The sequence below is a fragment of the Zobellia roscoffensis genome (assembly GCF_015330165.1).
GTDB classification, from domain to species: Bacteria; Bacteroidota; Bacteroidia; order Flavobacteriales; family Flavobacteriaceae; genus Zobellia; species Zobellia roscoffensis.
In genome coordinates this window covers 2,900,582-2,924,918 of sequence record NZ_JADDXT010000002.1, presented here as the reverse complement: position 1 = coordinate 2,924,918, position 24,337 = coordinate 2,900,582, and the positions used below count along the sequence as shown (strand labels likewise).

At 36.5% G+C, this 24,337-nt stretch carries 24 protein-coding genes and 1 other RNA gene; 6 read left to right on the top strand and 19 right to left on the bottom strand.

The annotated features are described in order from the left end of the window. Both IWC72_RS12265 and IWC72_RS12260 read left to right on the top strand, forming a co-directional pair. The gene (locus tag IWC72_RS12265) at window positions 1-795 is read left to right on the top strand and encodes a DUF3822 family protein (protein ID WP_317171407.1); all 795 of its coding nucleotides are present in this window, start codon (window positions 1-3) and stop codon (window positions 793-795) included. After that, window positions 795-1,343: an RsmD family RNA methyltransferase gene (locus tag IWC72_RS12260; protein WP_194526483.1), complete on the top strand. Its 549-nt coding sequence runs from the start codon at window positions 795-797 to the stop codon at window positions 1,341-1,343. Before IWC72_RS12265 ends, IWC72_RS12260 begins: the two co-directional genes overlap by 1 nt. A gap of 13 nt (window positions 1,344-1,356) precedes the next feature. On the opposite strand, the gene rnpB is transcribed toward IWC72_RS12260, so the two are convergent. Next, window positions 1,357-1,666: RNase P RNA component class A (rnpB, locus tag IWC72_RS12255), an RNA gene on the bottom strand. A gap of 125 nt (window positions 1,667-1,791) precedes the next feature. Here rnpB and IWC72_RS12250 point away from each other — a divergent pair. After that, window positions 1,792-3,627: a DNA polymerase III subunit gamma/tau gene (locus IWC72_RS12250; protein ID WP_194529942.1), complete on the top strand. Its 1,836-nt coding sequence runs from the start codon at window positions 1,792-1,794 to the stop codon at window positions 3,625-3,627. Here the strand turns inward: IWC72_RS12250 and IWC72_RS12245 are convergent. The 7 genes from IWC72_RS12245 to IWC72_RS12215 are packed head-to-tail and all read right to left on the bottom strand — an operon-like array spanning window position 3,624 to window position 10,420. Then, window positions 3,624-3,983, bottom strand: a complete 360-nt coding sequence (locus tag IWC72_RS12245) for a transmembrane 220 family protein (protein ID WP_194526481.1) — start codon at window positions 3,981-3,983, stop codon at window positions 3,624-3,626. The two genes, IWC72_RS12250 and IWC72_RS12245, sit on opposite strands and share 4 nt — an antisense overlap. Window positions 3,984-3,985: 2 nt before the next feature. Then, window positions 3,986-5,359, bottom strand: coding sequence for an alkaline phosphatase family protein (locus tag IWC72_RS12240; protein WP_194529941.1), 1,374 nt, complete (start codon window positions 5,357-5,359; stop codon window positions 3,986-3,988). A gap of 3 nt (window positions 5,360-5,362) precedes the next feature. After that, window positions 5,363-6,556 (bottom strand): metabolite traffic protein EboE, encoded by a 1,194-nt coding sequence (eboE, locus tag IWC72_RS12235; protein WP_194529940.1) that lies wholly within the window; start codon window positions 6,554-6,556, stop codon window positions 5,363-5,365. 1 nt (window position 6,557) lies between these two features. Then, on the bottom strand, window positions 6,558-7,718 hold the full coding sequence (locus IWC72_RS12230) for a 3-dehydroquinate synthase (RefSeq protein ID WP_194529939.1): 1,161 nt from the start codon (window positions 7,716-7,718) through the stop codon (window positions 6,558-6,560). A gap of 32 nt (window positions 7,719-7,750) precedes the next feature. Continuing rightward, window positions 7,751-8,653: a UbiA-like protein EboC gene (gene eboC / locus IWC72_RS12225; protein ID WP_194526477.1), complete on the bottom strand. Its 903-nt coding sequence runs from the start codon at window positions 8,651-8,653 to the stop codon at window positions 7,751-7,753. Further along, window positions 8,653-9,561 (bottom strand): TatD family hydrolase, encoded by a 909-nt coding sequence (locus IWC72_RS12220; RefSeq protein WP_194526476.1) that lies wholly within the window; start codon window positions 9,559-9,561, stop codon window positions 8,653-8,655. The genes eboC and IWC72_RS12220 overlap by 1 nt, the downstream gene beginning before the upstream one ends. Before the next feature lies 1 nt (window position 9,562). Next, window positions 9,563-10,420 (bottom strand): EboA domain-containing protein, encoded by an 858-nt coding sequence (locus IWC72_RS12215; protein WP_194529938.1) that lies wholly within the window; start codon window positions 10,418-10,420, stop codon window positions 9,563-9,565. 178 nt (window positions 10,421-10,598) lie between these two features. Here IWC72_RS12215 and miaE point away from each other — a divergent pair, with 178 nt between their 5' ends. Continuing rightward, complete coding sequence (gene miaE, locus IWC72_RS12210; RefSeq protein ID WP_194529937.1) at window positions 10,599-11,180, top strand: tRNA-(ms[2]io[6]A)-hydroxylase; 582 nt, start codon at window positions 10,599-10,601, stop codon at window positions 11,178-11,180. Window positions 11,181-11,245: 65 nt separating this feature from the next. Here miaE and ppk1 read toward each other — a convergent pair whose 3' ends face one another. The 8 genes from ppk1 to pyrR all read right to left on the bottom strand — a co-directional run bounded on the left by ppk1 (window position 11,246) and on the right by pyrR (window position 17,802). Next, window positions 11,246-13,348, bottom strand: a complete 2,103-nt coding sequence (ppk1, locus tag IWC72_RS12205) for a polyphosphate kinase 1 (protein WP_194529936.1) — start codon at window positions 13,346-13,348, stop codon at window positions 11,246-11,248. Beyond that, complete coding sequence (locus tag IWC72_RS12200) at window positions 13,349-13,834, bottom strand: SixA phosphatase family protein (protein ID WP_194526472.1); 486 nt, start codon at window positions 13,832-13,834, stop codon at window positions 13,349-13,351. Between the two features lie 62 nt (window positions 13,835-13,896). Then, window positions 13,897-14,544 carry a pyridoxamine 5'-phosphate oxidase gene (gene pdxH / locus IWC72_RS12195; RefSeq protein WP_194526471.1) on the bottom strand — a complete coding sequence of 216 codons (648 nt, stop codon included), beginning with the start codon at window positions 14,542-14,544 and terminating at the stop codon, window positions 13,897-13,899. A 69-nt stretch (window positions 14,545-14,613) separates the two neighbouring features. Further along, on the bottom strand, window positions 14,614-15,519 hold the full coding sequence (locus IWC72_RS12190) for a ribonuclease Z (RefSeq protein WP_194529935.1): 906 nt from the start codon (window positions 15,517-15,519) through the stop codon (window positions 14,614-14,616). A 4-nt stretch (window positions 15,520-15,523) separates the two neighbouring features. Then, window positions 15,524-15,997: a DUF3291 domain-containing protein gene (locus tag IWC72_RS12185; RefSeq protein WP_194526469.1), complete on the bottom strand. Its 474-nt coding sequence runs from the start codon at window positions 15,995-15,997 to the stop codon at window positions 15,524-15,526. Next, on the bottom strand, window positions 15,994-16,326 hold the full coding sequence (locus IWC72_RS12180) for a ribonuclease Z (RefSeq protein WP_194526468.1): 333 nt from the start codon (window positions 16,324-16,326) through the stop codon (window positions 15,994-15,996). The genes IWC72_RS12185 and IWC72_RS12180 overlap by 4 nt, the downstream gene beginning before the upstream one ends. A gap of 7 nt (window positions 16,327-16,333) precedes the next feature. Then, the gene (locus tag IWC72_RS12175; RefSeq protein ID WP_194526467.1) at window positions 16,334-17,260 is read right to left on the bottom strand and encodes an aspartate carbamoyltransferase catalytic subunit; all 927 of its coding nucleotides are present in this window, start codon (window positions 17,258-17,260) and stop codon (window positions 16,334-16,336) included. 2 nt (window positions 17,261-17,262) lie between these two features. Beyond that, a complete protein-coding gene (gene pyrR, locus IWC72_RS12170) occupies window positions 17,263-17,802 on the bottom strand; it encodes a bifunctional pyr operon transcriptional regulator/uracil phosphoribosyltransferase PyrR (protein ID WP_194526466.1) in 540 nt (179 codons plus the stop codon). 187 nt (window positions 17,803-17,989) lie between these two features. On the opposite strand from pyrR, the gene IWC72_RS12165 reads away from it, so the two are divergent. Further along, complete coding sequence (locus IWC72_RS12165; protein ID WP_194529934.1) at window positions 17,990-19,195, top strand: hypothetical protein; 1,206 nt, start codon at window positions 17,990-17,992, stop codon at window positions 19,193-19,195. A gap of 85 nt (window positions 19,196-19,280) precedes the next feature. On the opposite strand, the gene rpsA is transcribed toward IWC72_RS12165, so the two are convergent. Continuing rightward, on the bottom strand, window positions 19,281-21,113 hold the full coding sequence (rpsA, locus tag IWC72_RS12160) for a 30S ribosomal protein S1 (protein WP_194526464.1): 1,833 nt from the start codon (window positions 21,111-21,113) through the stop codon (window positions 19,281-19,283). A gap of 263 nt (window positions 21,114-21,376) precedes the next feature. Between rpsA and IWC72_RS12155 the strand changes: the two genes are divergently transcribed. After that, a complete protein-coding gene (locus tag IWC72_RS12155) occupies window positions 21,377-21,757 on the top strand; it encodes a LysM peptidoglycan-binding domain-containing protein (protein ID WP_194526463.1) in 381 nt (126 codons plus the stop codon). Window positions 21,758-21,933: 176 nt separating this feature from the next. Here IWC72_RS12155 and IWC72_RS12150 read toward each other — a convergent pair whose 3' ends face one another. Together IWC72_RS12150 and IWC72_RS12145 are read right to left on the bottom strand one after the other, a co-directional pair. After that, on the bottom strand, window positions 21,934-23,781 hold the full coding sequence (locus IWC72_RS12150; protein WP_194529933.1) for a PAS domain-containing sensor histidine kinase: 1,848 nt from the start codon (window positions 23,779-23,781) through the stop codon (window positions 21,934-21,936). A 114-nt stretch (window positions 23,782-23,895) separates the two neighbouring features. Continuing rightward, a complete protein-coding gene (locus tag IWC72_RS12145; RefSeq protein WP_194526461.1) occupies window positions 23,896-24,324 on the bottom strand; it encodes a response regulator in 429 nt (142 codons plus the stop codon). Window positions 24,325-24,337 lie beyond the last annotated feature (13 nt).

Sequence of the window (24,337 nt, the reverse complement as noted above, 5' to 3'; positions counted from 1 at the left end):
GTGGAAAATTTTAAAAAACTGTCCATTCAAGTTAGCTTGAATGGACTTTCTTTTTGTGTTTTTGACACAATAGCCAATAGTATTTTAGAAGTTGAAAAAGTGGTTTTTGCAAAAGAACTCACTCCTTATGAAATATTAAAACGCTTAAAACTTCTTTTTTCTTCACATAAAATAGAGCAAGAGCAGTATTCTGAAATTGTAGTAGTACACAGAAACAACTTATTTGGTCTTGTTCCCAAAACCCTGTTCAACGAAGACGAACTAGCCAATTACCTTAAGTTCAATACTAAAATATTAGCTAACGATCACTTAGCTTTTGATGAACTTGAAAGTTTTGAAATCAACAATGTTTATGTCCCTTTTGTAAACATCAATAACTACATCTACGACCTTTTTGGTGAGTTTACCTTTAAGCATAACGGCACTGTTATGGTAGAAGCATTAATGAACGGTCAAACTATCAGTAAAAATGCCGTGTGCTATATACACACTTCTCAGCGCCAAATGGACGTGACTATTATTGCATCAAAAAAACTGTTACTCTTCAATAGTTTTAATTTTGTCACTAAAGAAGATTTTCTCTACTATCTCCTTTTTACCTTGGAACAGTTAGAACTTGATGCGGAATCAGTTTCTATTAAATTGTTTGGTGATATTGAAAAAGATGATGATATCTATGATTTATGCTACAACTATGTAAAGGATGTTTCTATGTTTTATCCGTCCTTTACAGAACACCCTGGCATAGACAAACCAGAGGACACTATTGATTTCACCGTAATAAATGCTTTTTAATGCGCATCATATCAGGTATACATAAAGGAAAACGACTAACGGCTCCTAAAAAATTACCAGTTCGCCCAACAACCGACATGGCCAAAGAAGCCCTGTTCAATATCCTCAATAATCGCTATTATTTTGATGAGCTTATTGTACTTGATCTATTTGCCGGAACGGGCAACATCAGTTACGAGTTTGCCTCTAGAGGAACGGAACAAATTAGCGCAGTTGATGCGGATTATGGGTGTGTAAAATTCATTACCGAAACTTCGGAAGCTCTTGATATGGGTATTGTAGCCTTTAAAAGTGATGTCTTTACCTATCTTGAAAAATCAAAAGAAAAAGCAACCATCATATTTGCAGATCCACCATACGATTTGCCATTAGAATCTTTTGAAAAAATACCTGAAATGGTATTTAAAAATGGGCTATTACATAACAACGGTGCAGTCATAATTGAACACGCCAGTCATATGGACTTATCTCACGTCCATAATTTTTCTGAAAAACGAAAATACGGCAGTAGTGTTTTTAGTTTTTTTGAGGCTCCAAACCAAGACTAACAATTACCAAAAAAAATTAAGCAGGCCATAAGCCGGATTCTGTTGAGTCCCTAAAGACCTCCCTATCATTTATCTAGTACTAACATTACTATTAGTCTCAAACCGCCTACCCTTCGGCTCGGGCGTGCAGCCCTCAAGCACCGATTTACATGACGTTTCACCGCATAGAGTTTACCTGGTTTCACTACAGCATTACCTGTACATACTTTCTGCTGCACTTGTCCTTTCCGTAAAACGGACGACGGGCGTTACCCGCTATGCTGCACTATGGTGTCCGGACTTTCCTCTCCCGTTTTCACGGCAGCGATAAGGCGGCCTGCTTAACGTGCTAAATTAGTACAATTGTTGATAAATAAAGACTTTATCCCATCGAAATAAAAGGCACTTATCATTCCTTATTTTATATTTGTAGTATTGAGTTAAAGTAAATTCTAAACCGCAAGTTTTTTTGGAACCCTTTATTGTATCGGCACGTAAGTACAGACCTCAAACATTTAGAGATGTTGTGGGGCAGCAGGCCATTACCAATACCCTGACTAACGCCATTGAACACAATCACTTGGCGCAGGCTCTTTTGTTCTGTGGTCCACGTGGGGTTGGCAAGACTACATGCGCCAGAATCTTAGCCAAACAGATTAATTCTGATGGTACCGAAAAAGAAGGTGAAGACTTTGCTTTTAATATTTTTGAGCTCGATGCCGCTTCAAACAACTCTGTAGATGATATTCGTAACCTTATTGACCAGGTACGCATACCACCCCAAGTTGGTAAATACAAAGTATATATTATAGATGAGGTGCACATGCTCTCACAATCGGCCTTCAACGCTTTTCTAAAAACGTTGGAAGAACCACCAAAGCATGCCATTTTTATATTGGCCACCACGGAAAAACACAAAATCATACCTACGATACTTTCTCGTTGTCAAATATTTGATTTTAAGCGAATTACAGTTAAAGACGCTGCTGAATATTTGAAATATATTGCTGAAAATCAAGGTATTGTCGCTGATGATGACGCTTTGCATATTATAGCTCAAAAGGCTGATGGAGCTATGAGAGACGCCCTTTCTATTTTTGACAGGGTTGTTAGTTTTTCCGGAAAGGAACTAACTAGAAAAGCAGTTACGGAGAATCTTAATGTTCTTGATTATGATACCTATTTCTCGGCAACAGATTTAATCCTTGAGCATAACATTCCGCAGTTACTCCTTTTGTTCAATAAAACCTTATCACTTGGTTTTGACGGTCATCACTTTATAAGTGGTTTAGCTTCTCATTTTAGGGATTTAATGGTCTGTCAACATCAAGATACCATTAACTTACTAGAAGTTGGTGATGTAGCCAAGCAGAATTACCTGGAGCAGTCAAAAAAGACCGGTATGCAGTTTTTACTTCAAGCTTTAAACATAGCCAATGACTGCGATTTAAAGTATAAAACCAGTAAAAACCAACGGCTGCTGGTAGAACTTACCTTAATGAAATTAGCTTCAATTGGATTTGAGGCAGAAAAAAAAAATTCTGAATCTGACGTCCTAGACGGTTCCACTATCGATTTTATAGCACCTGCTTCCTTTTTTAAGGGAAATAGTAACCCCGAAAAAGCTCCGGCACAAACTGCCACAACCGCTAATCAGGAGCAACCAAAAACCACTACCCCTGAAACAACTGCTACAGTTGAAAAACAGGAAAATCAACAGTACCAAGAAGAAGTAGCCACAAATGCACCTAGCACCAGAGCTGTTGCTGAACCTAGGATAGAAGAAACCAACACTCCTCAACCCGAAGCCTCACCAGCAAAAAAAATAAATATAGGCGGAGGAAAACGAATATCCGGACTTTCTATTTCTAGTTTAAAAGCAAAAAAAGAACACGAGCTTAGTCGCAAAGACGATACTATTGACGAAAGTAAACTCCCGAAAGAACCTTTCACCGAAGAGGCAATGCAAAAACATTGGGCCGATTTTGTTCATAAAATCGATTTAGACGGAAGAAAAATTTTAGCATCCAACCTCAATGTAGATATACCTAAGTTAATTCAAGAAAAAACTATTTGGATTGAATTACCTAACGGTACCATGAAAAAGGAAATTGAGCGTGAGCAATATGATTTGATGGAGCATCTAAGAAGCAACCTCAACAACTACTTTATTGAGCTTAAAATTACCGTAAACGAAAAAATAGCTAAAAAATTCGCATTTACTCCTGAGGAAAAATACGAAAAACTAAGGGAGAAAAACCCGGCTATAGACCTTCTCAGACAAACTTTCGACCTAGACCTTTAATGCTGCACACGCTTATCAAAACGGATTCTAAGCGCATACATAAGCATTACTATTGCTATAATTAGCAAACCACAGGCTTCCCTTCCGCGTTCTATATTTTCTATCTCACCTTCACCTATTGTAAATCCTTCAAATTGAACGGGCCACTGTTTGAAAGCCCCTATAATAGACAATAAACAGAAGAAAATAGCGACTTTAAAACTCAAACGATTTACCACGAACAGAATTGAAACCAAAGCCGCCAAGCCGTAGATTACATACCAGATCGTGGCGTCCGGGTCGTTATACTGTACAAGAGCTCCCCAAGCAAAAAGAATTGCAAATACAACACCCGTTATTTTGAAGAAAATTTTCATACTTACTCCGTTATATGGTCCTTTAGAATTGCATATACGTCTGTAGCCTCCACATCATCATTAAAATTTGCATTGACTTGATTGGTTATTAGGATAGGAAAATCCGCTTTATCTTCCGGTATCCTCCCGTGTGAACCTTTAACCAAAGTTGCATCCAAAGGAATGATGTTCATTACCGTTCTGAATCCCATTTTTTTCTTCAACAACATAGCTACAACCTTGGCCATCACTAATTTATCCTTAGGATCCGTCAACATCTCTACGGGATCATAGCCCGGTTTTTTATGAATATCTACCATACGCGCATAATCTGGCGCCTTAGCATCATCCAACCAGAAATAATAGGTAAACCAAGAATCAGCATCGGCAACCACAACAAGGTCTCCGCTTCTTTCATGACTCAGATTCGCTTTTTGCAGTTCATCGCCCGTCAATACTTTTTCCACGCCAGAAATGGATTCTAACAAAGCCTTTACCTCTAGCTTTACGGAAGGGTCATTTAAATAAATATGTGCAATTTGATGATCGGCAACTGCAAAAGCCTTACTCTGACCAGCGTCCAAAAGTTCCAATCCACGCTCTTCTCGTATAGCTATATAACCTTTAGAGCGCAAGATTCTGTTTAAATGTATAGGGTTGTTTACATCCGTTATACCATACTCGGAAAGCAAAACAATTTGTGCATTACGCTCCTGGAAATGCTTTACCAACTGCTCCACTACCTTATCAATCTCTTTAAGGTCTTTTTTAATCTTGTCAAAATCCAATCCATGACGTTGCAAGTTATAATCCAAATGAGGAAGGTATACCAATGATAAAGTGGGATTATGCATCTCGTCTGTCCGAATAGCTGCATCAGCAATCCATTTACTCGATTTTATAGAGGTTTTAGGACCCCAAAACTGAAACAATGGAAAAGTACCCAATTCATCCTGCAACGTATCTCTCAACTCAGGAGGATATGAATACACATCCGGTATTTTTCTGCCATCGGCCAAATAATTAGGTCTGGGCGTTAAACTATAATCTACGGAAGAATACATATTATACCACCAAAAATGGTTCGCCACAGTAAAATGTTCATCTTCTTTTTTAAGTTCGTCCCAAAGTTTATCGGACTGAACTAATTTATTAGACTGCCGCCAGAATTTCACCTCACACTCATCTTTAAAGTACCAACCGTTCCCAACAATACCATGCTCCTCAGGAGTTTTCCCTGTTAAATAGGTGGACTGTGCAGAACAGGTTACTGCAGGCAAAACAGGACTTATATAAGCCGATTTTCCTTTTTTTAGAAAGGATTCTATAAATGGGGTATGCTCCCCAATAAGACGCTGGGTCAAGCCCACCACATTAATCACTAGCGTTTTCTTCATCTTCTAAAACTTTTCTACAAACCAATCAATCTCCCTAATAATAGACTCGGAAAGGTCTTTTTTTAGAGCAGATGGGAGAACGTCCCAAGTATAGGTCTCAATCTCCAAATGTTCAGAAACAGGGTGTTCTTTTAAATATTTTATCACTTTTAAAATATGGTCTTGTGTTGAATCTAACGCTCCAAAACGTTCTAAAAATATAGGCACATGAAAATGTGCCCGTAACTCTTCAAACTCTTTTTTATGCTCAAGAACAATAGGCAAGTCATTATAGGTTTTCACCTTGCCATCTACCTTTTTAGTAACTTGATGTAAATAGGTAGGCTCATCAAAAAGTGCCAAAGCTTTCCATATTTCCTCATTACCAGATGGATTTGAAAGAATTTTTAAAGCGGCACTTACTTGAATTTTACCTATTGCAATTCCTGCTTTTTCAAATTTTTTAAAAGTCTCCGTTGGCTCCTCATAAGCCAATGAAAAATGGCAGATATCATAACAAACCGTAAGATAACGGTAAATTAATTTCTTCGCATCTTCTACATCCAAACCTAATGCATCACCTATCACGGTCTCACCAATAGGCAATAAATAATCAGTGAAAAATTGAAGAACCTCATCGCTATTTTCCAACATACCGTCCGGTTCTGGCTCAATATCGAGATGTAGATATTTTCCTGTTTCCTTTTCTATTTTATGTAGATGAATAGCGACTTCGACCATACTTTTAGCACCCGTTTCAAAAGCCGATTTTGTTGCCTCTTCCGTAGCGTGCCAATATTTATAACTTACAGGAGAGGTAGAAATTCCACCTGTATTACCTTCCGGAAGCAAAGATGCCAATTGATCAAACATTCGTTTCGTATAAATCAATCGCTCTGGGGTGGTCCAATCTGGTGCATGCACATCATCTTTTACACGTTCGTTATGAAAATTACCATAGGGAAAACCGTTCATGGTAAAGACATATACCTGATTCTCACTTAACCATTGCTGAAATTCATCTAAATTTCCATTCAAGACAAGTTCTTCACTCGCTTTATTAGACAATCGTAAACCCAACCCAAAAGGGGCATTAGGAGATACTTTTTGCTTAATCTGCGGAACATGATTCTTAAGACTATCAAAAGTGGTCTTCCAATCAAATCCTGGGTGGATATTGGTACAATACGTAAGTTGAAAATTTTTATCTATGCGCAAGCTACTCTACTTTAAGTTTTGAAATTTCGTTTACCAAGTTCAATGCATTTTTCATCGTTCCTCTATCAATTTCGTGAACGTCATGTTTTACTCCAATATCTGAAATAAGAGTTATCGTAAGCTCCCCTCCTAAATGCTCTCGAAATTCTTCTATTCCGTTTAGTAATTCAGTTACTTCCTTCTCTGAGGCAAAAGGAAAACTCAAATCAAAACCTATATTCTGAAAAACACATACCACACGATTTAAATCGGTCTCACTTATCAAACCGATTAAATGCGCATAGGCAACATCTAGAACAATTCCTTTTGCCACCGCTTCACCATGACGCAGTGCATAATTGGTCATGTATTCTAATTTATGGGCAGCCCAATGTCCAAAATCCAAAGGTCTGGAAGAACCACTTTCAAACGGGTCTCCGCCCTGTGCTATGTGATGCATATGCATTTCGGCACACCTATAGATGGTGTACTGCATAGCTTCAATATTTCTATCTTTTAATAAATGAGCGTTTTTCTCTAGATACTCAAAAAAGACATCATCTTTAATCAGAGCTACTTTTAGAGCCTCCGAAATACCGGAAATCCAATCCCGCTGTTCTAAAGTCTTCAGAAAATCGGTATCATTGATAATAGCAAATGGAGGGGCGAAAGTTCCAATAAAATTCTTCTTCCCAAAAGCATTCACACTATTCTTAACCCCTACCGCAGAATCATCTTGAGATAATACCGTTGTTGGTATGCGTATCAATTTAACACCTCTATGGGCAATTGCCGCGGCATAACCTGCCATATCAATAACCGCACCGCCGCCAATTACGACTACAAAAGAATGCCGGCAAATAGCGTATTCACTAACCCCCTTTAGAATAGCCTCAACCTGACTCTCATCATTCTTACAGGCCTCACCACCTTGTACCACCATACTTTTTGTATGTACCAAATTCTCCTGATACTGCAAACAATAGGTTTTAATGTTTTTTATTAACTCCGGATGAGCTTCGGCCACACCATCATCAATCACAAAGAGTAACTTTACACGCTCATTTTTATAAGCTTTGATAACATCCCTGAACAAGGTGTTTTTTACACCGAACAAGTTTTCGGTAAAGTGGAGGCCATACTGATATGAAACCTCAAATTTCTGTTCTATTGTTTTAAACATCGAATTTGTTTTGAACGCCAATACAATTGGCCTTAAGTAACGGCAAATAGTTTTGATAAGCCTTTAGAAACCGGCAACAATGCCAATATTATCAATCCATACCACCAATCTGAAAAGACAACAGCGATAGACGAATCCAATAATATAAGCGATATAACTCCTGCCATAACCGCTTTTTTAATATTCTCAGGAGAGTTTACGGAATGGGCTTTGACCAAAGGCCTAAAGACCGTGAACGCAAACACTACTAGAAACAATAACGAAAATATTAAGGCATCCGTATATAAAATAGCTATTGATGCTACGGCCAAAATTACCATGCCATAAAGGACACCTGCCAATACAATATGGTTTTTGTTTTCGCCATGCACCTCCCCCCTACTAATCAGCGTGATAGCAAAGATATAGACGATAGGAATAATAGCCATAAACCAGTAATTGAAATCTCCTAATATGGACATTCCAAGCAAGAGATTTATACCTCTGCACAGCCCCATACTCAATGGACCAAAAAAATCATATTTTTTAGCAATCCCATCATACAAAAGTATAGCCAAAGCGAGAGCAACTGCTACAACACCCGAAATATTGGACACCAAAAAGGCCAACAACACCCCTATAACCAATGCAACCGAACCATACAGAGTTGCAGCGGTTAGCGACACAACCCCACTAGGTATAGGCCGTTCCGGTCGTTCTACTTGATCTAACTTAAAATCAAAAACATCATTAAGAATAACCCCGCCGGCATATAAAAAAACGGACGAAAACACTAGGTACAGTATATGCGTAAACATTTCCGAACCTAAAAAGCCTAATGTAACACCAGCCACAAAAACACCACCAATGGCTACACCAGCCAAAATATCGGCTGCTGCAGTCGGTAAGTTAGCAGGTCTTGCCAATCGCGCATATCCAAGAAATGTGGAATTCATTATGTAATCTGATCAGAATCTATCCTTGGCTCTTGCCCTCTTAACACGCTGTTATCATTAAAAAGTTGAGCTTGATTCACTCCTTTAGGTTTCAGCCAGTGCTCCTCTTTCATTTTACCGTTAGAACCAAAAATGTCCAATGCATTTTGGTAACAGGTTTTTACAACGTCTTCTTTTGCAATACCTCTTTTCAGCATAAGATTTGCTGTTTTTGGTACGGCCAAAGGGTCACTAACACCCCAATCCGCAGAACTATCTACAATAATATTAGTGCTTCCGAATTTACGTACCACCTCAACCATACGTTCATTACCCATTTTTGTTTTTGGGTAGATGGTAAATGCAGCAATAAAACCTTTGTCCAAAACCTCTTTTACGGTTTCTTCGTTATTGTGGTCAATAACTACCTTTGCAGGGTCTAGGCCATGTTCCAGACAAACTTCCATACTTTTAAGCGTACCCGCCTTTTTATCACGATGTGGTGTGTGTACCTGAACCACCATATCCAATTCCTTGGCCATTTCCAGCTGCATACGGAAGTATTTATCCTCTGCCGGAGTTTGATCATCATAACCTATCTCACCTATGGCCACCACATTCTGTTTGTGCAGGTATAGAGGTAAAAGCTCAATAACCTGTTCCGCTAAAGCCTCATTATTTGCTTCTTTGGAATTTAAACCGATGGTACAATAATGCTGAATACCAAACTGACTAGCTCTAAACGGCTCCCAACCTACTAAACTGCTGTAATAATCTTGAAAAGAACCTACCTGAGTCCTTGGCTGTCCCATCCAAAAAGAAGGCTCTATTACCGCAACAACTCCGGCCGCGGCCATCGCTTCATAATCGTCCGTAGTTCTAGATGACATGTGTACATGCGGATCTATTATCATCATTTTATCTTCCATATTAAGCTTTTATATTTTTCCAGGTAATTTCTTTATTCGTTACTTGAGCCTTTAAATTGGGGTGTTGGGCCAATAACTCTTTGGCTTTTGGCTCTTTAGAATTATAACAACACATTGCCGCTACTTTATTTTCAACAAGATTATCACTTGCGAACAAGCGCTCCATATCTTTCAACAAGGTTTCATCTAAAAATGCTGCCACAGGCCGCCAAAACAAAGGCTCTATTTCCCGGGACGCCGCCCACCTTTCATGTGCGTAATCAGATATAATTCGTGTTAAATCCTTATTCGCTCGCTCATCAATACTTAAAATAGCAGATAGGTCCAACTGCATAAAAGCAGCTTTAAGGAACATTTGGTTCCATTGCTGATCATTAAAGTATTTTGCAGGATACGGATTCTGCATGCTTATAGCCTCAAATATGGTAGAAATATTTGTTCGCAAAGCCTCAACTGCAGTCTGCTTATAATTTTCAGCATCGGGTAACAGAATCAGAAATTTTAAGAAGGTTTCTAGTTCTCCAATATCTGCTACTTGAATAAGATTGGCCACTTTGGGAACGAAGAAATTTCCATCTGCCTTCAACACCTTCAATAAAAGATAAATACGGGCTATTTGAAGTGTTGTAGCATTCTGTTTACGTAAATACTCAGTTACTTCATCCGTATCCGAACTTAAATTCAGAATAGTGTCTGAATCTATTTTACTAGCCAACAGGCTATAGGTCATGTACAGATCTTTTGTAGAACTTGAACTAATTATTTGCTCTAGTTTTGAATGCAACCATGAATTTGTATCAGGGTCTAAATTACTGCTCAACAAAGACTGAAGTTCTTGGTCTAATTTGGTTAATTCCATATTCTGTTATTCGGGTTTCTTAACAAGTGGTAACAACCCTGTTTTCTTTCGCCTTTCGGTATTATAAAAAACAACTATCTACAAAACTAATTATTCTTTGGGTAAACATGATATTTAAGATGCTAAATTCAAGTTATAGTTTACAAAGATTCTTGCTAATTTTACGAAAAATTGAATTATGCTAGGTTTAAAGTTGCCAACTGACCCAAGATGGGTAAATATTGTTGAGAAAAATATAGATGAAATTTTGACCGATCATGCGTATTGTGAGCAAAAAGCAGCAAGCACGGCCATATCTTTAATTATTAGTTTTCCGGAATACACGGAGTTGGTGGAAGAAATGATAGCACTTTCCCGAGAGGAAATGGCCCATTTTAAAATGGTCCATGACCGAATTACAGCAAGAGGCCAAAGCTTAGGACGTGACCGAAAAGATGAGTATGTTCTTCAATTAATAAAGTTCTTTCCAAAAGGTGGAAGCCGTACTACCCAATTGGTACATCGTCTTTTGTATGCCGCATTAATTGAAGCCAGAAGTTGTGAACGCTTTAGACTTCTCTCCGAAGAACTTGAAGATAAGGAACTTGCAGATTTCTACCATAAACTTATGGTGAGTGAAGCAGGACATTATACCATGTTCTTAAAGTTTGCTAGACAATATGGTGACCGCGCAGAAGTGGATAAAAAATGGCAGTCCCTATTAGATTTTGAAGCCGAAATAATGAAAAACTTAGGCAGCAAAGAAAGTATTCACGGATAAAATTTCAAGTTTTAGGTAAAATCAAATAATACCTAAAACTTGAAACATAAATTATTCCTTATTCCTTATTCCGTAGTAGGAATATCAGAACCTAATTTATCTAGATAATAATCATACGTAGCAAATTGTGAGCGCAATTTAGGCTTATTATTTATGCGATATGCATTATCCTGTTCTTCATTGAAAACTCTTGCCTTAACATTATCATTCCAAGAGATTTCAAACGTATCTATTAATTCCTCTCTTACATCCTCATCATAAATAGGGCAACCCACCTCTACTCTATTTTCAAGATTACGGGTCATAAAATCTGCAGATGAAATAAACACGCGTGTGTCTCCTGCGTTACAGAAAATAAACATACGTGGATGTTCCAAGAATTTATCTACAATGCTAATCGCTTCAATGTTTTCGCTCATTCCTTCAACACCCGGAATTAAACAGCAAATACCTCGGACAATCAATTGTATTTTAACCCCTGCATTACTGGCCTCATACAATTTATCTATCATCTTGTAAGAGGTGAAGCTATTCATCTTAATTTTGATAAAAGCTTCTTTACCCGCTTTGGCATTTAAAATTTCCTTATCTATCAGCTTTATAAAGAAAGACTTGGTATAATGAGGAGATACAATTAAATGCTTGTATTTATTGATTTTATAGGTAGTCTCAAAAAAGTCAAACACTTTGTTCAACTCCTTTAATATAGGCTCTTTAGCCGTAAACAAGGTGTAATCTGTGTAAATTCTGGCGGTAGACTCATTAAAGTTACCGGTACTAATAAAGCCATAGCGCTTCATAACGCCATTCTCCTCGCGATCGATCATACATATTTTACTATGCACTTTTAAACCAGGTACGCCAAAAATAAGTTTTACACCTTCCGCCTGAAGTTCTTCGGCATATCTAATATTCGCCTGTTCATCAAAACGGGCACGAAGCTCTATTTGTAAAGTTACCTGTTTTCCGTTCTTTACAGCATTAGAAAGACATGCTGCTACTTGTGAATCATTAGCCAAACGATAGACGGTTATTTTAATCGCTTTTACTTTAGGATCAAGAGCTGCTTCTCTTAAAAACTTTAATATATAAGAAAACGTGTGATAGGGCGTATATTGCAAGAAATCTTTCTCTGCTATTTGTTCCAATAAACTCCCCTCAAGGCTTAGCCCTTTTACCGGTAATGGAGCTATCTTGTCATACATTAAATCTTCCCTTCCCAAACTAGGGAAGCCCATATAATCTCTTTTATTGTGATATCTACCTCCTGGTATGACGCTGTCTGCGTCTTCAATACCCATCTTTTCCTTTAAAAAATCCAGTGTGTCCGTTTCTATATTTTTATCATACACAAAACGAACTGGATCACTAATTTTTCTATGCTCTACACTAGAGTATATTTTCTCGATAAAACTCTTACTTAAATCATTATCGATATCAAGTTCGGCATCACGAGTAATCTTAATCATATGTGAGGATATGGACTTGTAATCGAACATAGGGAAAACACTATCCATACAATAGCGAATAATATCATCTAAAATAATGACATAATTTTTATTCCCCTCCTTTGGTAAAACCACAAAACGATCAATACCTTTAGGAATCTCAATTAACGCATAGCGCTTCTCTTTTTTCTCATATGTACTCTTGGTACGATCATCACTCTTCAAGACCATCTTAACTGCCAAATAAGCTGCAGTATCCTTAAGCATTGGAAACTCCGCCAAATCATTTAATATAATAGTCATGAGTTGCGGGCTCACTTTTTGTATGAAATACTTTTTAGCAAATTCACCTTGTTTTTCAGAAAGTTCTGTTTCGTTTAACAAGTAGACATCTTGAGCCTCAAGTTCATTTTCAATATTCTTAAGAATCTCAACACTCTTACGTTGTTGCTCTATTACAAACTTGGTTATCTCTTCGAGCAAATCTTTGGCTTTCTCACCACCAAGTACACTTTTACCTGATTTTCCTGCTTCAAAAATTCGTTTTACCGTAGCATAACGAACCTTAAAAAATTCGTCCAAATTATTTGAAAAAATACCTAAAAAACGAAGGCGCTCAATTAATGGTACATTTTCATCTTCACACTCTTGAAGTACTCTTTCATTAAAACGTAGCCAACTTATTTCTCTATTTATGTACTTCGGTTTTGTCTTTATCATTTATCTTAAGTCTTTCGGGAAAATTGTTTGTTTTGTGGTTCCTTTCTCAACTAAACTCCAGCTATCTACATCAAAAACAAGATGCACCAACCCACTGGTGGAAACGTTGTCAATATAAGTATTTCCCAAAGAATTGGCAACATGCGTAAAAGCATGATTATGACCAAAAATCATTACCGTATCCAAGGAATCATCAAGTGTTGCTATAAAATCAAAAACCGATTCCCCTGAAAAATCGTAGAGGTTGTTCGTTAAATGAACAGATGTTAACGGAACCTGTAATTGTCGTACAAAAATCATACAGGTATGAAGCGCCCTATTTGCAGTACTTGAGAAAACAGCATCTATTCTGTTCCCTTTTGATTTGAATTTGTCCGAGACTAAAAGCGCATCATTAATTCCTCTTTCTTGCAAAGGTCTATCTCGGTCGCTCACCGAATAATCCCAAGAAGATTTACCATGCCTGACCATTATCAACGTTTTCATTTAACCAAGATTTAAAGTTTTAAAAATATTCAAAAAAGCCCTATTGGCACTAAGAGAATGAACTATGGAGCCAAACGCTCCATTTTCCAATCTAAATTATCTATTAAGGAATATCTGATACGATCATGCAACCGGTTTGGTCTACCCTGCCAAAACTCAATAGACTGCGGTTTCACAATATAACCACCCCAATTCTTTGGTCGTAGAATTTCTTTGTTTTCAAATTCCTTTTCAAGAGACTTGAGCTTATCTTCTAGCACTTCTCTAGAAAATATCACGGAACTTTGTTCAGAAACAATAGCACCAAGCTTACTTCCATCAGGACGAGATTCAAAATAACCATCCGACAAATTCTCGGCAATTTTTTCAGCCTTGCCTTTTATAATAATTTGCCTTTCCAAATTAGGCCAAAAGAAAGATACACATACATTGGGATTGGCAGCAATAGCCCTACCTTTTTCACTATGGTAATTTGTGTAAAAGATGAATCCTTCATGAGTAAACTTTTTTAACAATACTACCCTACTTTTAGGAAAACCATCTAACCCAATGGTGGAAACCGTCATTGCATTAGGCTCTTCAACCCCATCAGAAGCTTCGGTTTCATAGAACCACTTCTGAAATAACTCCATTGGGTTGTCTGAAATAGCACCTTCTAGAAGGGCACTTTTTTCGTATGATTTTCGGTAATCTCCTAAATCTTTTTGCATAGTCTTCTTGCTAAAATCCTTTTAACCAAAGTTCAGCAAAAGAATGGTAATGTAAAAGCTGTAAAGGGACTAAAAATCAAAAAACTTACCGTCATCCGCAAGCTCTACATTTGGAAAGACCTCTAAAGCCTCTTCCTTAAAAAGATCTATAGATTTATAACGTGTAGAATAATGACCCAAGATAAGTTGTCCTACATTGGCCGCCTTAGCAATTGCTGCTGCTTCCTTAGCTGTGGAGTGCTTTGTTCTTACTGCTAAATGAACCTCAGATTCTAAGAAGGTAGACTCATGATACAAGGCCGTAGCATTTGTTATTTGTTCTACTATATCTGGTTTGTAAGCCGTATCACTACAATAGGCATAGCTTTTTGGAGTTGGAGGGTCAAAACTTAAATCTGCATTAGGAATTACCGTACCGTTATCCAAAACCACATCTCTCCCATTCTTAATATTTTGAAAATAGGCTTTATCAACCTTATGTTTTGCTACTGCTTCTACATTCAGCTTACGTTCGCCCAGTTTTTCCTTAAACAGAAAACCGTTTGTATATATTCTATGGTTTAAGCGAATGGTCTCTACGGTAATTTTATCGTCTTCAAAAATAACCTCAGGCCCTTTATTGGTCAGTTCATGAAAATACAATTGATAGTTGGTCCATGAATCACCAAGCTTCAACAAAAGGGTTATTGCCTCTTTAATTCCTTTGGGGCCGTAAATATGTAATTCTTTTTCCCTACCCAATAATCTAAAAGTAGATACCAAACCTGACAAACCAAAAAAATGATCACCATGTAAATGGGATATAAAAATATGATTGATACGTGAAAACTTAATTTTATGCTTTCGAAGCTGTACTTGTGTACCCTCACCACAATCAATTAAAAACATATGATTCTTGACTTCCAATACCTGAGAAGTAGGATTGGTAAGCGTTCTTGGTGTTGCTGCATAGCAACCTAAAATATGCAATTTCATGTTTCTAATTCTTAGGAGAATAGTTTAGCGCTTCTTCAACTGTAAACTGCCCTTTAAAACTAAAAGCATAAGGCGACTCGCCATGCTCATTAATATATTTTAGTCTTTCCTTTGCTTCTTCAGGAGTTGGCTCATGCCCTTCTTTTGTATACCAGAGACACATATGCATGTCAGACATGTTATGAAACCACTCTTTCTTTCTCATCATCACCCCAGCATGCTGCGAGGCATAAGTAAAATTGAACAACGCCTCTTTAGACTCCCAAACAGACATGTTAATAATTAAAAAATCATCTTCAAAAACACGTAATGCGGTAGCATTATTTTCATCACCTTTTAACCTCCAAACAAACCCCGTACTTTTATCTGCTATGGCATTTATACGGTCTAAATCTTTGACAAAATCCGCCATTACAGGACTGTCTATAGGGGCTAACATTTTAGCAATGTTTACTTGAGATAGGTGGTGGTTACTCATATTTCTAAATCACGTTCTATTTCTTCCATTTCTATAACATCCTGAGCCTCTTGAATTGTGGGTACAACCATTATGGCATCTGGCACCTCATCATAAGAAACCTTATTGGTCACCAAAACAAACGACTTCTTAGATTTTTTATGCAAGTCGGATATTTGCAAAAACTCAAGAACATCATCTGCCTTTAGCTTTGAAAAGGAAAAAAGGTTTACGACAATATTGTCATTTTTTATTTTTGGATAAGCGTCATTCAAGTTTTTCAAGAAAATAGAAAGCGTCGCATTTTCTTGAGAAACGATAGTTGTAGAACCGTCTGAATCAAAAATCATACTTTTATTATTTTATTTTTGAAGCTAGTAAATAAATTACTGCCATACGAATGGCTACGCCATTTTCTACTTGATTTAATATAATAGACTGCTTTGAATCTGCTACATCGCTCGTAATTTCAACCCCTCGGTTAATGGGTCCGGGATGCATAATTACAATCTCTTTGTCCAAACTATTTAGCAACTTTTTATTGACTCCAAATTGCTGGGTATACTCCCGTGTTGTGGGGAAGTAGCTAATATCCAGTCTTTCATTCTGAATACGTAACATATTAGCTACATCGCACCAGTTCAACGCCTTTCTTAGATCGGTCTCCACTTCTACCCCCAATGATTCTATATGTTTAGGTAATAAAGTCTTTGGTCCACAAACTTTTACATTCGCTCCCTGTAATTTTAAAGCAAAAATGTTCGATAACGCTACACGGGAATGCAAAATATCACCCACAATTACCACATTTTTACCAGCTACATCCCCCAACTTTTCCCTAATAGAATAGGAATCCAACAATGCTTGTGTAGGATGCTCATGAGCTCCATCTCCTGCATTAACAATTGATGCATTAACATGTTTGGACAAAAATATTCCCGCGCCAGGGTTAGGATGGCGCATGACCACCATATCTACCTTCATGGAAAGGATATTGTTAACCGTATCTATTAAGGTCTCTCCTTTTTTTACTGAAGATTGGGCTGCAGAAAAATTAATGACATCTGCGGATAGCCTCTTTTCTGCAAGTTCAAACGATAATTTAGTTCGCGTACTATTTTCAAAGAAGATATTGGCAATTGTAATATCACGCAAGGAAGGAACCTTTTTGATAGAACGATTGATAACTTCCTTAAAATGATCGGCGGTTTCGAAAATGAGCTGAATGTCATTCTCATTTAAATATTTGATCCCTAATAAGTGTTTTACACTCAGTTCCGCCATTGTTATTTATTTATCAAATATATCACGTCTTCACCATCGTTCTCTTTCCAAAGAACCTTGACTTTTTCATTGTTGATTGCATCTACCTGCCTACCTCTGTAATTGGGTTGAATAGGTAGATGTCTACTAAACCGTCTGTCTATAAGCGTCAGCAACTCTATTTCGGAAGGCCTTCCAAAAGATTGTATTGCCGTTAGTGCCGATCGTATACTACGGCCCGTATAGAGCACATCATCTACAAGCACTACTTTTTTATCCTCTATTAAAAAGTCTATTTTAGTTTTGGTCGCTTCCAGAGTTTTATCTCCCCTTCTAAAATCGTCTCGGTAAAAGGTAATGTCTAGAAAACCTAATTTAATTTCTTTTACACCATATTCCTCTTTCAAGATTTTTGTCAACCTATCAGCTACAAAAGTACCTCTTGGCTGAATGCCAATAAGAACGGTATCTTTAAAATCCAGGTGATTTTCGAGGAGTTGACATGCCAAACGGTGAAGTATGATGTTTATTTCCTTTTCAGAAAGAAGTACCTTTTGACTCATACTGCTTTAGTGGTTTAGCTTCACAAAAATAGGGAATTCTACTTAGAAAAAAAGCGCCATCCTAAATGTATATGGTTTTCTTGGGAAGTAATAAAAATTTCATAGGATCAGTGTACTCGCTAAATCGGTCAGTTACAATAAACAACAGGAGCAAACGTTTTTACTTTTCACAAAACTCAAATCTAAAATGGTGAAAAGAATTCAATTATTGAGTGTCTTATTTATTTTAATAATGACATCCTGCTCAGACTCTGAAGAAGCCGTAACGCTATCCTCTGAAAAACAAATTACCAGCTTTGAAATCTCCGGACTTACCACTGAAATACAGGGAACCAACATTCTTATTCACGTTCCTCCTTCTGCTGATTTATCCAGTTCCCTAAGTCCACGGATAGAAGTTTCTACCAAAGCTAATTTCAGCCTTCCTTTTGGCACTATAAATCTAGAAGAACCTGAAAAAATAACAGTTACAGCAGAAGATGGTTCTAGCGTAGAATACACCATAACACCGGTATTCGCAAAAGGAATACAAGAAATCAATGTAATATACACCCAAGAATTAGATGGCGAAACTAAAACAGGGAAGTATGTAGGGAAAATCGATGAAGAGAATAAAACCGTAATCTTTGAAGTTTCAAAAGAATATTTGCTACAAGAAAACGTAATTGTCCAAATTGAAATTATTACAATAGGTGAAGTTGTAACCGAACCGAAGCAAAGTGATTTTATAGACCTTTCCCTTGAATCAATTTCAACTATAATAGATGAGACTAATACTGTTTATACCGTGAGATTTTTAAACATAGGTAAAACTTTAGGACAATTCTATTTAGATATGACAGGGTTTAAAACTGGAGGATCACCATCAAGGCAAGCTCCTGAATCCGATAGAGAAGGCCTACCAACCGGTAATTTAATATACTACACCTTAGAGAACCAAGACTTGAGCAATATAAGTGTAAGTACAAGTTTTTTTCCGATGGGTGCTACTATTAGCCCCAGTATAGATGAATCTATAGATTTCACAAACGATGTAACCTTCACAGTTACATCTGAATCAGGAGCAACCGATGAGTTTACTGTACGTGTTGTAAAAAAGAAAATATTCTTTAGTGGAGAAATTCTTGGAAACTCATCAACCATAGATAACGATGCTTTTAATCGCTACTTTTCTAACAGCAAAATAAGTAAGCTCTACTTAGTAAATTACGATACCAATCGCAGAATTGCTTGTAATATCAATTCAGATAACTTTGAACCAGGTGTTTCTACATATATAACATATCAGATAACTGACGAAGTTGAAGATGGAGAAAGATTCGTTCTTGAAGTAGAATTAGAAAATGGAGAGGTGGTGACCACCAACGAAAGAGTTGTTATTAATAAAAAATAACATTCATAATCAGATTGTAAACCAAAAAAAATCCTCATAACCAAAAGGCTATGGGGATTTTTAAGTTTATAATAGATGATTAGACTTAACCCTTACCTTCCATTTTATCTTTCAACGCTTGCAACGCTTCGTTAGCATCACCTAATGTAGGTTTAGCCTCGTCTGCAGATGCAGCAGCTTTCTTCTGTGCTGCTTTAACGTTACGCTGCTCTTCCTCACGGAAAATAGCAGTGTGACTTGCAACAACACGTTTGAAATCTTTATTGAATTCAATGATCTTAAATTCGGCTTCGTCTCCTTTACCTAATTTCTTACCATCTTCTTTCTCTAAATGACGTTGCGGAATGAAAGCAGTGATATCTTCGTTAAAGTCTATTGTGGCACCTTTATCAACGATATCGGTAATAGTAGCTTTATGAACGGTATCTACAGCAAATTCAGCTTCATACTTATCCCAAGGATTCTCAGTAGTCTGTTTGTGACCTAAGCTAAGCTTACGACCTTCAACATCCAACTCTAACACTTCAACTTCCATTTTGTCTCCTACGGAAACAAACTCAGATGGGTGCTTGATTTTCTTAGTCCAAGAAAGATCAGAGATATAGATAAGACCATCAATACCTTCTTCCATCTCAACAAAGACACCGAAGTTGGTAAAGTTTCTTACGATACCTGAATGCTTAGAAGCAACTGGGTATTTAGTAGTAATATCTGTCCATGGGTCTGGAGTCAATTGCTTGATACCAAGAGACATTTTACGATCTTCACGATCCAATGTCAACACAACAGCTTCTACTTCATCACCAACTTTCACGAAATCCTGAGCTGAACGCAAGTGCGTAGACCAAGACATTTCAGAAACGTGGATCAACCCTTCAACACCTTCAACAACTTCGATAAATGCACCGTAATCAGCGATTACAACTACCTTACCTTTTACTTTGTCTCCAATTTTGATTTCGTCGCTCAAAGCATCCCAAGGATGTTTCTCCAATTGCTTCATACCCAACTGGATTCTAGATTTGTTTTCATCAAAATCAAGTATAACAACGTTGATTTTCTGATCCAATTCTACAACCTCGTTCGGATGGTTGATACGGCTCCAAGAAAGATCCGTAATGTGTACTAAACCATCAACACCACCAAGATCAACAAACACACCGTAAGAAGTAATGTTTTTCACAACACCTTCTAACACCTGTCCTTTTTCTAATTGGCTGATGATTTCTTTTTTCTGCTCTTCGATATCTGCTTCGATCAACGCTTTGTGAGATACTACAACGTTTTTGAATTCATGGTTAATTTTAACCACTTTGAATTCCATTGTTTTACCAACATACTGATCGTAATCACGAATAGGCTTCACATCAATTTGAGAACCTGGCAAGAAAGCTTCGATGCCAAAAACATCTACAATCATACCACCTTTAGTTCTACACTTAACGAAACCACTAACAATTTCTTCTTTATCATGGGCCGCATTTACACGATCCCAAGCCATAATGGTTCTAGCCTTTCTGTGAGAAAGAACCAATTGACCACTCTTATCTTCACGGATATCAATAAGAACTTCAACCTTATCACCTACTTTTAAGTTAGGGTTGTAACGGAATTCGTTCAAAGAAATAACACCTTCAGATTTAGCATTGATGTCTATGATCGCCTCACGGTCGGTCAAATAAACTACCTTACCTTCTACTACCTCTTCATCGGCAGTATCTACGAAATTTTCAGCTACTAATTTTTCGAATTCCTCTAATTTAGAGTCATCTACTCTTTCAATACCTTCTTCGTACTTCTCCCAATTAAAGTTTTCCAAAAATTCTTTTGGATCTTGCTTAGGAGCTTGTTCTTTTACTTCTTGTTTTACCTCGGCAGCAGTTTCTTCTACCTGAGCTGTTGTTTTTTCTTCAGCCATTGCTGATCTTAAATTTGTATTCTACGATGTTACAAGAGTTAAACAATGACCGTAGAAGTAGTTATATGTAAAAATTTATCTTTCCTTTTCGCTCTTGATGAATTTGTAAAAAAGGAGTGCAAAAATACATCTTTTTTGCCAGTTTTCCAACCTTCTTACAATTGCAATCTTTTTAATCCCTTTTTTTACTCCATTTTATACGTAACACAGTGGTTTTATCGTTATCTTGGGGTCAAGAATATTAACCATTAAAAAGTATAAGTATGAGCGTTAAAGCAAAATATCAAGAAGTTTTAAATCTTGGTGAACAATTGGGTATAAAAAACGGAGACGTTTCCGAAGAAAACGGTGTGCTAAAAATTAAAGGTGAAGCCGGAACCCCATATGAAAAAAACTTGCTTTGGGATAAAATTAAGCAGTTAGGTGGCGAAAGCCCTTCTGACGTTAAAGCGAATATTACCGTTACAGATTCTTCAATCTATCATAGACACACCGTGAAAAGTGGCGAGTCCCTTAGCAAGATTGCCAAAGAATATTATGGTGACCCTATGAAATACAAGCAAATTTTTGCTGCTAACACTGGAATATTAAGTAACCCAGATGTCATTCAGCCGGATCAGGTTTTGGTTATTCCAAATTTATAAGGAATTCTAGATTCAGATAGAAATAAAAAACCTGCAAGATTAAAATCTTGCAGGTTTTTATTTATTTATGTGTCCCGTCCTGAAATAGTGCTGCTTTATATAACTAACTTATCTAATCTAGGACGCTATACTTAATAGTAATTTACTAAGGTGGTTACAATTATCATGAATAAACATTAACAATGCGGGAAGAAAATTTTAAAGACAGACCCCTCACCTAACTTACTTTCTGCCTCAATTTTACCATTCATCATATCCATTTGATACTTTGCTAGATAAAGGCCCATTCCTCTTGAATCTTGATCATTACCAAGAGATGAACCTATTTGAAATAGTTTTTCCCCCTTTTTCTCTAAATCCATACCAATACCATTATCTTCAATAAACAACACTGTATATTCTTTTGTTATTTCTGTAGAAATAGATATGACTAAAGGTTTATTTAGTTTTCTGAATTTTATTGCATTGGAAATACAATTGGTCATTAAATTCTCTAAAAACATAGGATATGCCTTGATTTTCTGAGAATCAGAAATTTCATTGAATATTTTAGTTTTAGATTCTTTGAGCTCACCCGATAAATTTTGTTCTGCCTTAAAAATAAAGTCATTGATAATTAAACGTTCTTTTTTGGTTTTCACTTCTTTACGAATACCTACCATTTCTCTAAGATTATTGATATTTGCAGACAAATTTTCTGTGCTATATTTTAAAACTTCCAAAGCTTGTGATTTTTCACTCTCATTAGTGATATTTCCGAAGTAATCAAGCATTAGACCATAATTAATAGCTTGCCCTTTAAGATTATGGCAGATGACATGTGTAAAATTTACTAATTTCTCAACACGTAAATCATTGTTTTGGATGGCTTTTTTTAAGTTAGAAGTTTCAGAAAGTTGCCCCGTAATATCATCGAATAAACATAAAAATTGAGTTTTGTCATTAAGCAATCTTGCTTTTAAACCAAACGTCTTTCTTTTCCCATTTGTGTCTAAAATAGATAATTTAGTACTACATAAATCCGTTTTATTAGATGCAGGGCCTGATGAACCTATTTTCAGAATGCTTTTTTGCAAGGTTTTGAGATTTTTTTTAATTGCTAAACGTAGACTCTCAATGCCAATTGCCTCATTAAGTTCCACGTTGGTATCTAAAATATCTCCAGTTGAGAACTCAATTACAGCCATAGCACCAGGAGCATTGATAAAACAAGATGCCAAATGCTCCGTTTCTAAGTCCTTCAACTCAATTATGTTTTCTAAATCTCTGCTTAATATTTGAACGGTCCCAACAATTCTTTTACATTTTCCGTTTTTAAATTTAGGCCGCCCTATAGTCTTTACAACATTGCTATTGCCTCCTAGAACAATAGGAAGGCTTACCTCCCAAGGTCTGCCCTTTTCAATAGCGTTGTAAAGTGAATTTTTAATAATATCTTCAGTGTCTTTTTGACCACAAAAACCTATTAGATTTTTAATAGATATTTTAGAATCTTCCTTTATTTTAAATATTTTCTTGGTTATATCAGATAAAGTAAGCTGTTCATTTTCTACATCATATTCCCAACTTCCAATTTTTGCTATTTCACCTTTTTCAGTTAACCGTTTTTTTGCTTTTAAAAGATTAAATTCTAGCTCTTTAATTATAGTAATGTCTTCCACGGATAACATTACACCTACAACGTTTAATGAACTATTTTTCCAAGCACTAAGATGCCAAACTATCTTCTTTATACTACCATCTAAGAGATTAATTTCATCACGTACCTGAATTTCTTTTAAACCTTCAACAGCAATATTTAATTGAACTTGCATATCTTCCGAAATATTTGGAAAAATCTCAAAAATCGATTTACCAATTATCTCTGAATCTTGAAAAAAGAGTTTTCGTTTCCACTGATCAGATACACCTACCAAATTAAAATCCTTATCTAACAAAGCTGTAATTGACGGTAATTGCTTTAACCAAAAATAGTTATCAATTTGCGGATTTGAATCGGATAAAGTAGATTTTGAAATGGCCATGAGTAGGTTTTTAAATTACATATGTAGTAAATTTCAACGTAATATTGTAGCTAAAAACTATTTTGTTGCCTAGGTTCCAAATCCTGTTGTGAAAAATCTTTTTTTTGTGGTTTGCTAAATTTTAATTGACCGTTCATCGGTTTTTTTTTCAATAATATTTTCTATTACTTTTAAAATCGACTCTTTTGTTAATGGCTTAAGCAGCACATGTTCTATGAGTGGAATCGCATCTGCCCTTTCTTTATCTGCCGGACTAAGCGAGGTGGAAAGTAGAATAATCGTTGTTTTTATTTTAGAGTCATTTTTTAGCTTACTAAATTTATCCAAAAACACCCAAGCGTTCATAACAGGCATATTAATATCAACCAAAATAAGCTCAGGTTGCTCAATCCCTTCTTGACTTAAATATTTTAATGCATTCGTTCCACTTCTAAATTCCAGGACTAAGTCGGCAACATTGGATTTTTCAATTATTTTCTTATGAAAAAAATTAGTGGATAAATTATCGTCTAACAATAAAATTGATTTTAACTTCTTGTCCATAGGGGTAAGGTTT

What these genes read in the sequence shown, in the direction of transcription:
- eboC (WP_194526477.1), bottom strand. Translation starts at nt 8,653, where the DNA reads ATGAATTCCACATTTCTTGGATATGCGCGATTGGCAAGACCTGCTAAC.
- ppk1 (WP_194529936.1), bottom strand. Translation starts at nt 13,348, where the DNA reads ATGATAAAGACAAAACCGAAGTACATAAATAGAGAAATAAGTTGGCTA.
- miaE (WP_194529937.1), top strand. Translation starts at nt 10,599, where the DNA reads ATGCTAGGTTTAAAGTTGCCAACTGACCCAAGATGGGTAAATATTGTT.
- IWC72_RS12230 (WP_194529939.1), bottom strand. Translation starts at nt 7,718, where the DNA reads ATGTTTAAAACAATAGAACAGAAATTTGAGGTTTCATATCAGTATGGC.
- IWC72_RS12180 (WP_194526468.1), bottom strand. Translation starts at nt 16,326, where the DNA reads ATGATTTTTGATTCAGACGGTTCTACAACTATCGTTTCTCAAGAAAAT.
- IWC72_RS12245 (WP_194526481.1), bottom strand. Translation starts at nt 3,983, where the DNA reads ATGAAAATTTTCTTCAAAATAACGGGTGTTGTATTTGCAATTCTTTTT.
- IWC72_RS12190 (WP_194529935.1), bottom strand. Translation starts at nt 15,519, where the DNA reads ATGAAATTGCATATTTTAGGTTGCTATGCAGCAACACCAAGAACGCTT.
- IWC72_RS12260 (WP_194526483.1), top strand. Translation starts at nt 795, where the DNA reads ATGCGCATCATATCAGGTATACATAAAGGAAAACGACTAACGGCTCCT.
- IWC72_RS12150 (WP_194529933.1), bottom strand. Translation starts at nt 23,781, where the DNA reads ATGGCCATTTCAAAATCTACTTTATCCGATTCAAATCCGCAAATTGAT.
- IWC72_RS12215 (WP_194529938.1), bottom strand. Translation starts at nt 10,420, where the DNA reads ATGGAATTAACCAAATTAGACCAAGAACTTCAGTCTTTGTTGAGCAGT.
- pdxH (WP_194526471.1), bottom strand. Translation starts at nt 14,544, where the DNA reads ATGCAAAAAGATTTAGGAGATTACCGAAAATCATACGAAAAAAGTGCC.
- pyrR (WP_194526466.1), bottom strand. Translation starts at nt 17,802, where the DNA reads ATGAGTCAAAAGGTACTTCTTTCTGAAAAGGAAATAAACATCATACTT.
- IWC72_RS12175 (WP_194526467.1), bottom strand. Translation starts at nt 17,260, where the DNA reads ATGGCGGAACTGAGTGTAAAACACTTATTAGGGATCAAATATTTAAAT.
- IWC72_RS12200 (WP_194526472.1), bottom strand. Translation starts at nt 13,834, where the DNA reads ATGAAAACGTTGATAATGGTCAGGCATGGTAAATCTTCTTGGGATTAT.
- IWC72_RS12145 (WP_194526461.1), bottom strand. Translation starts at nt 24,324, where the DNA reads ATGGACAAGAAGTTAAAATCAATTTTATTGTTAGACGATAATTTATCC.
- IWC72_RS12165 (WP_194529934.1), top strand. Translation starts at nt 17,990, where the DNA reads ATGGTGAAAAGAATTCAATTATTGAGTGTCTTATTTATTTTAATAATG.
- IWC72_RS12185 (WP_194526469.1), bottom strand. Translation starts at nt 15,997, where the DNA reads ATGAGTAACCACCACCTATCTCAAGTAAACATTGCTAAAATGTTAGCC.
- IWC72_RS12240 (WP_194529941.1), bottom strand. Translation starts at nt 5,359, where the DNA reads ATGAAGAAAACGCTAGTGATTAATGTGGTGGGCTTGACCCAGCGTCTT.
- rpsA (WP_194526464.1), bottom strand. Translation starts at nt 21,113, where the DNA reads ATGGCTGAAGAAAAAACAACAGCTCAGGTAGAAGAAACTGCTGCCGAG.
- IWC72_RS12155 (WP_194526463.1), top strand. Translation starts at nt 21,377, where the DNA reads ATGAGCGTTAAAGCAAAATATCAAGAAGTTTTAAATCTTGGTGAACAA.
- IWC72_RS12220 (WP_194526476.1), bottom strand. Translation starts at nt 9,561, where the DNA reads ATGGAAGATAAAATGATGATAATAGATCCGCATGTACACATGTCATCT.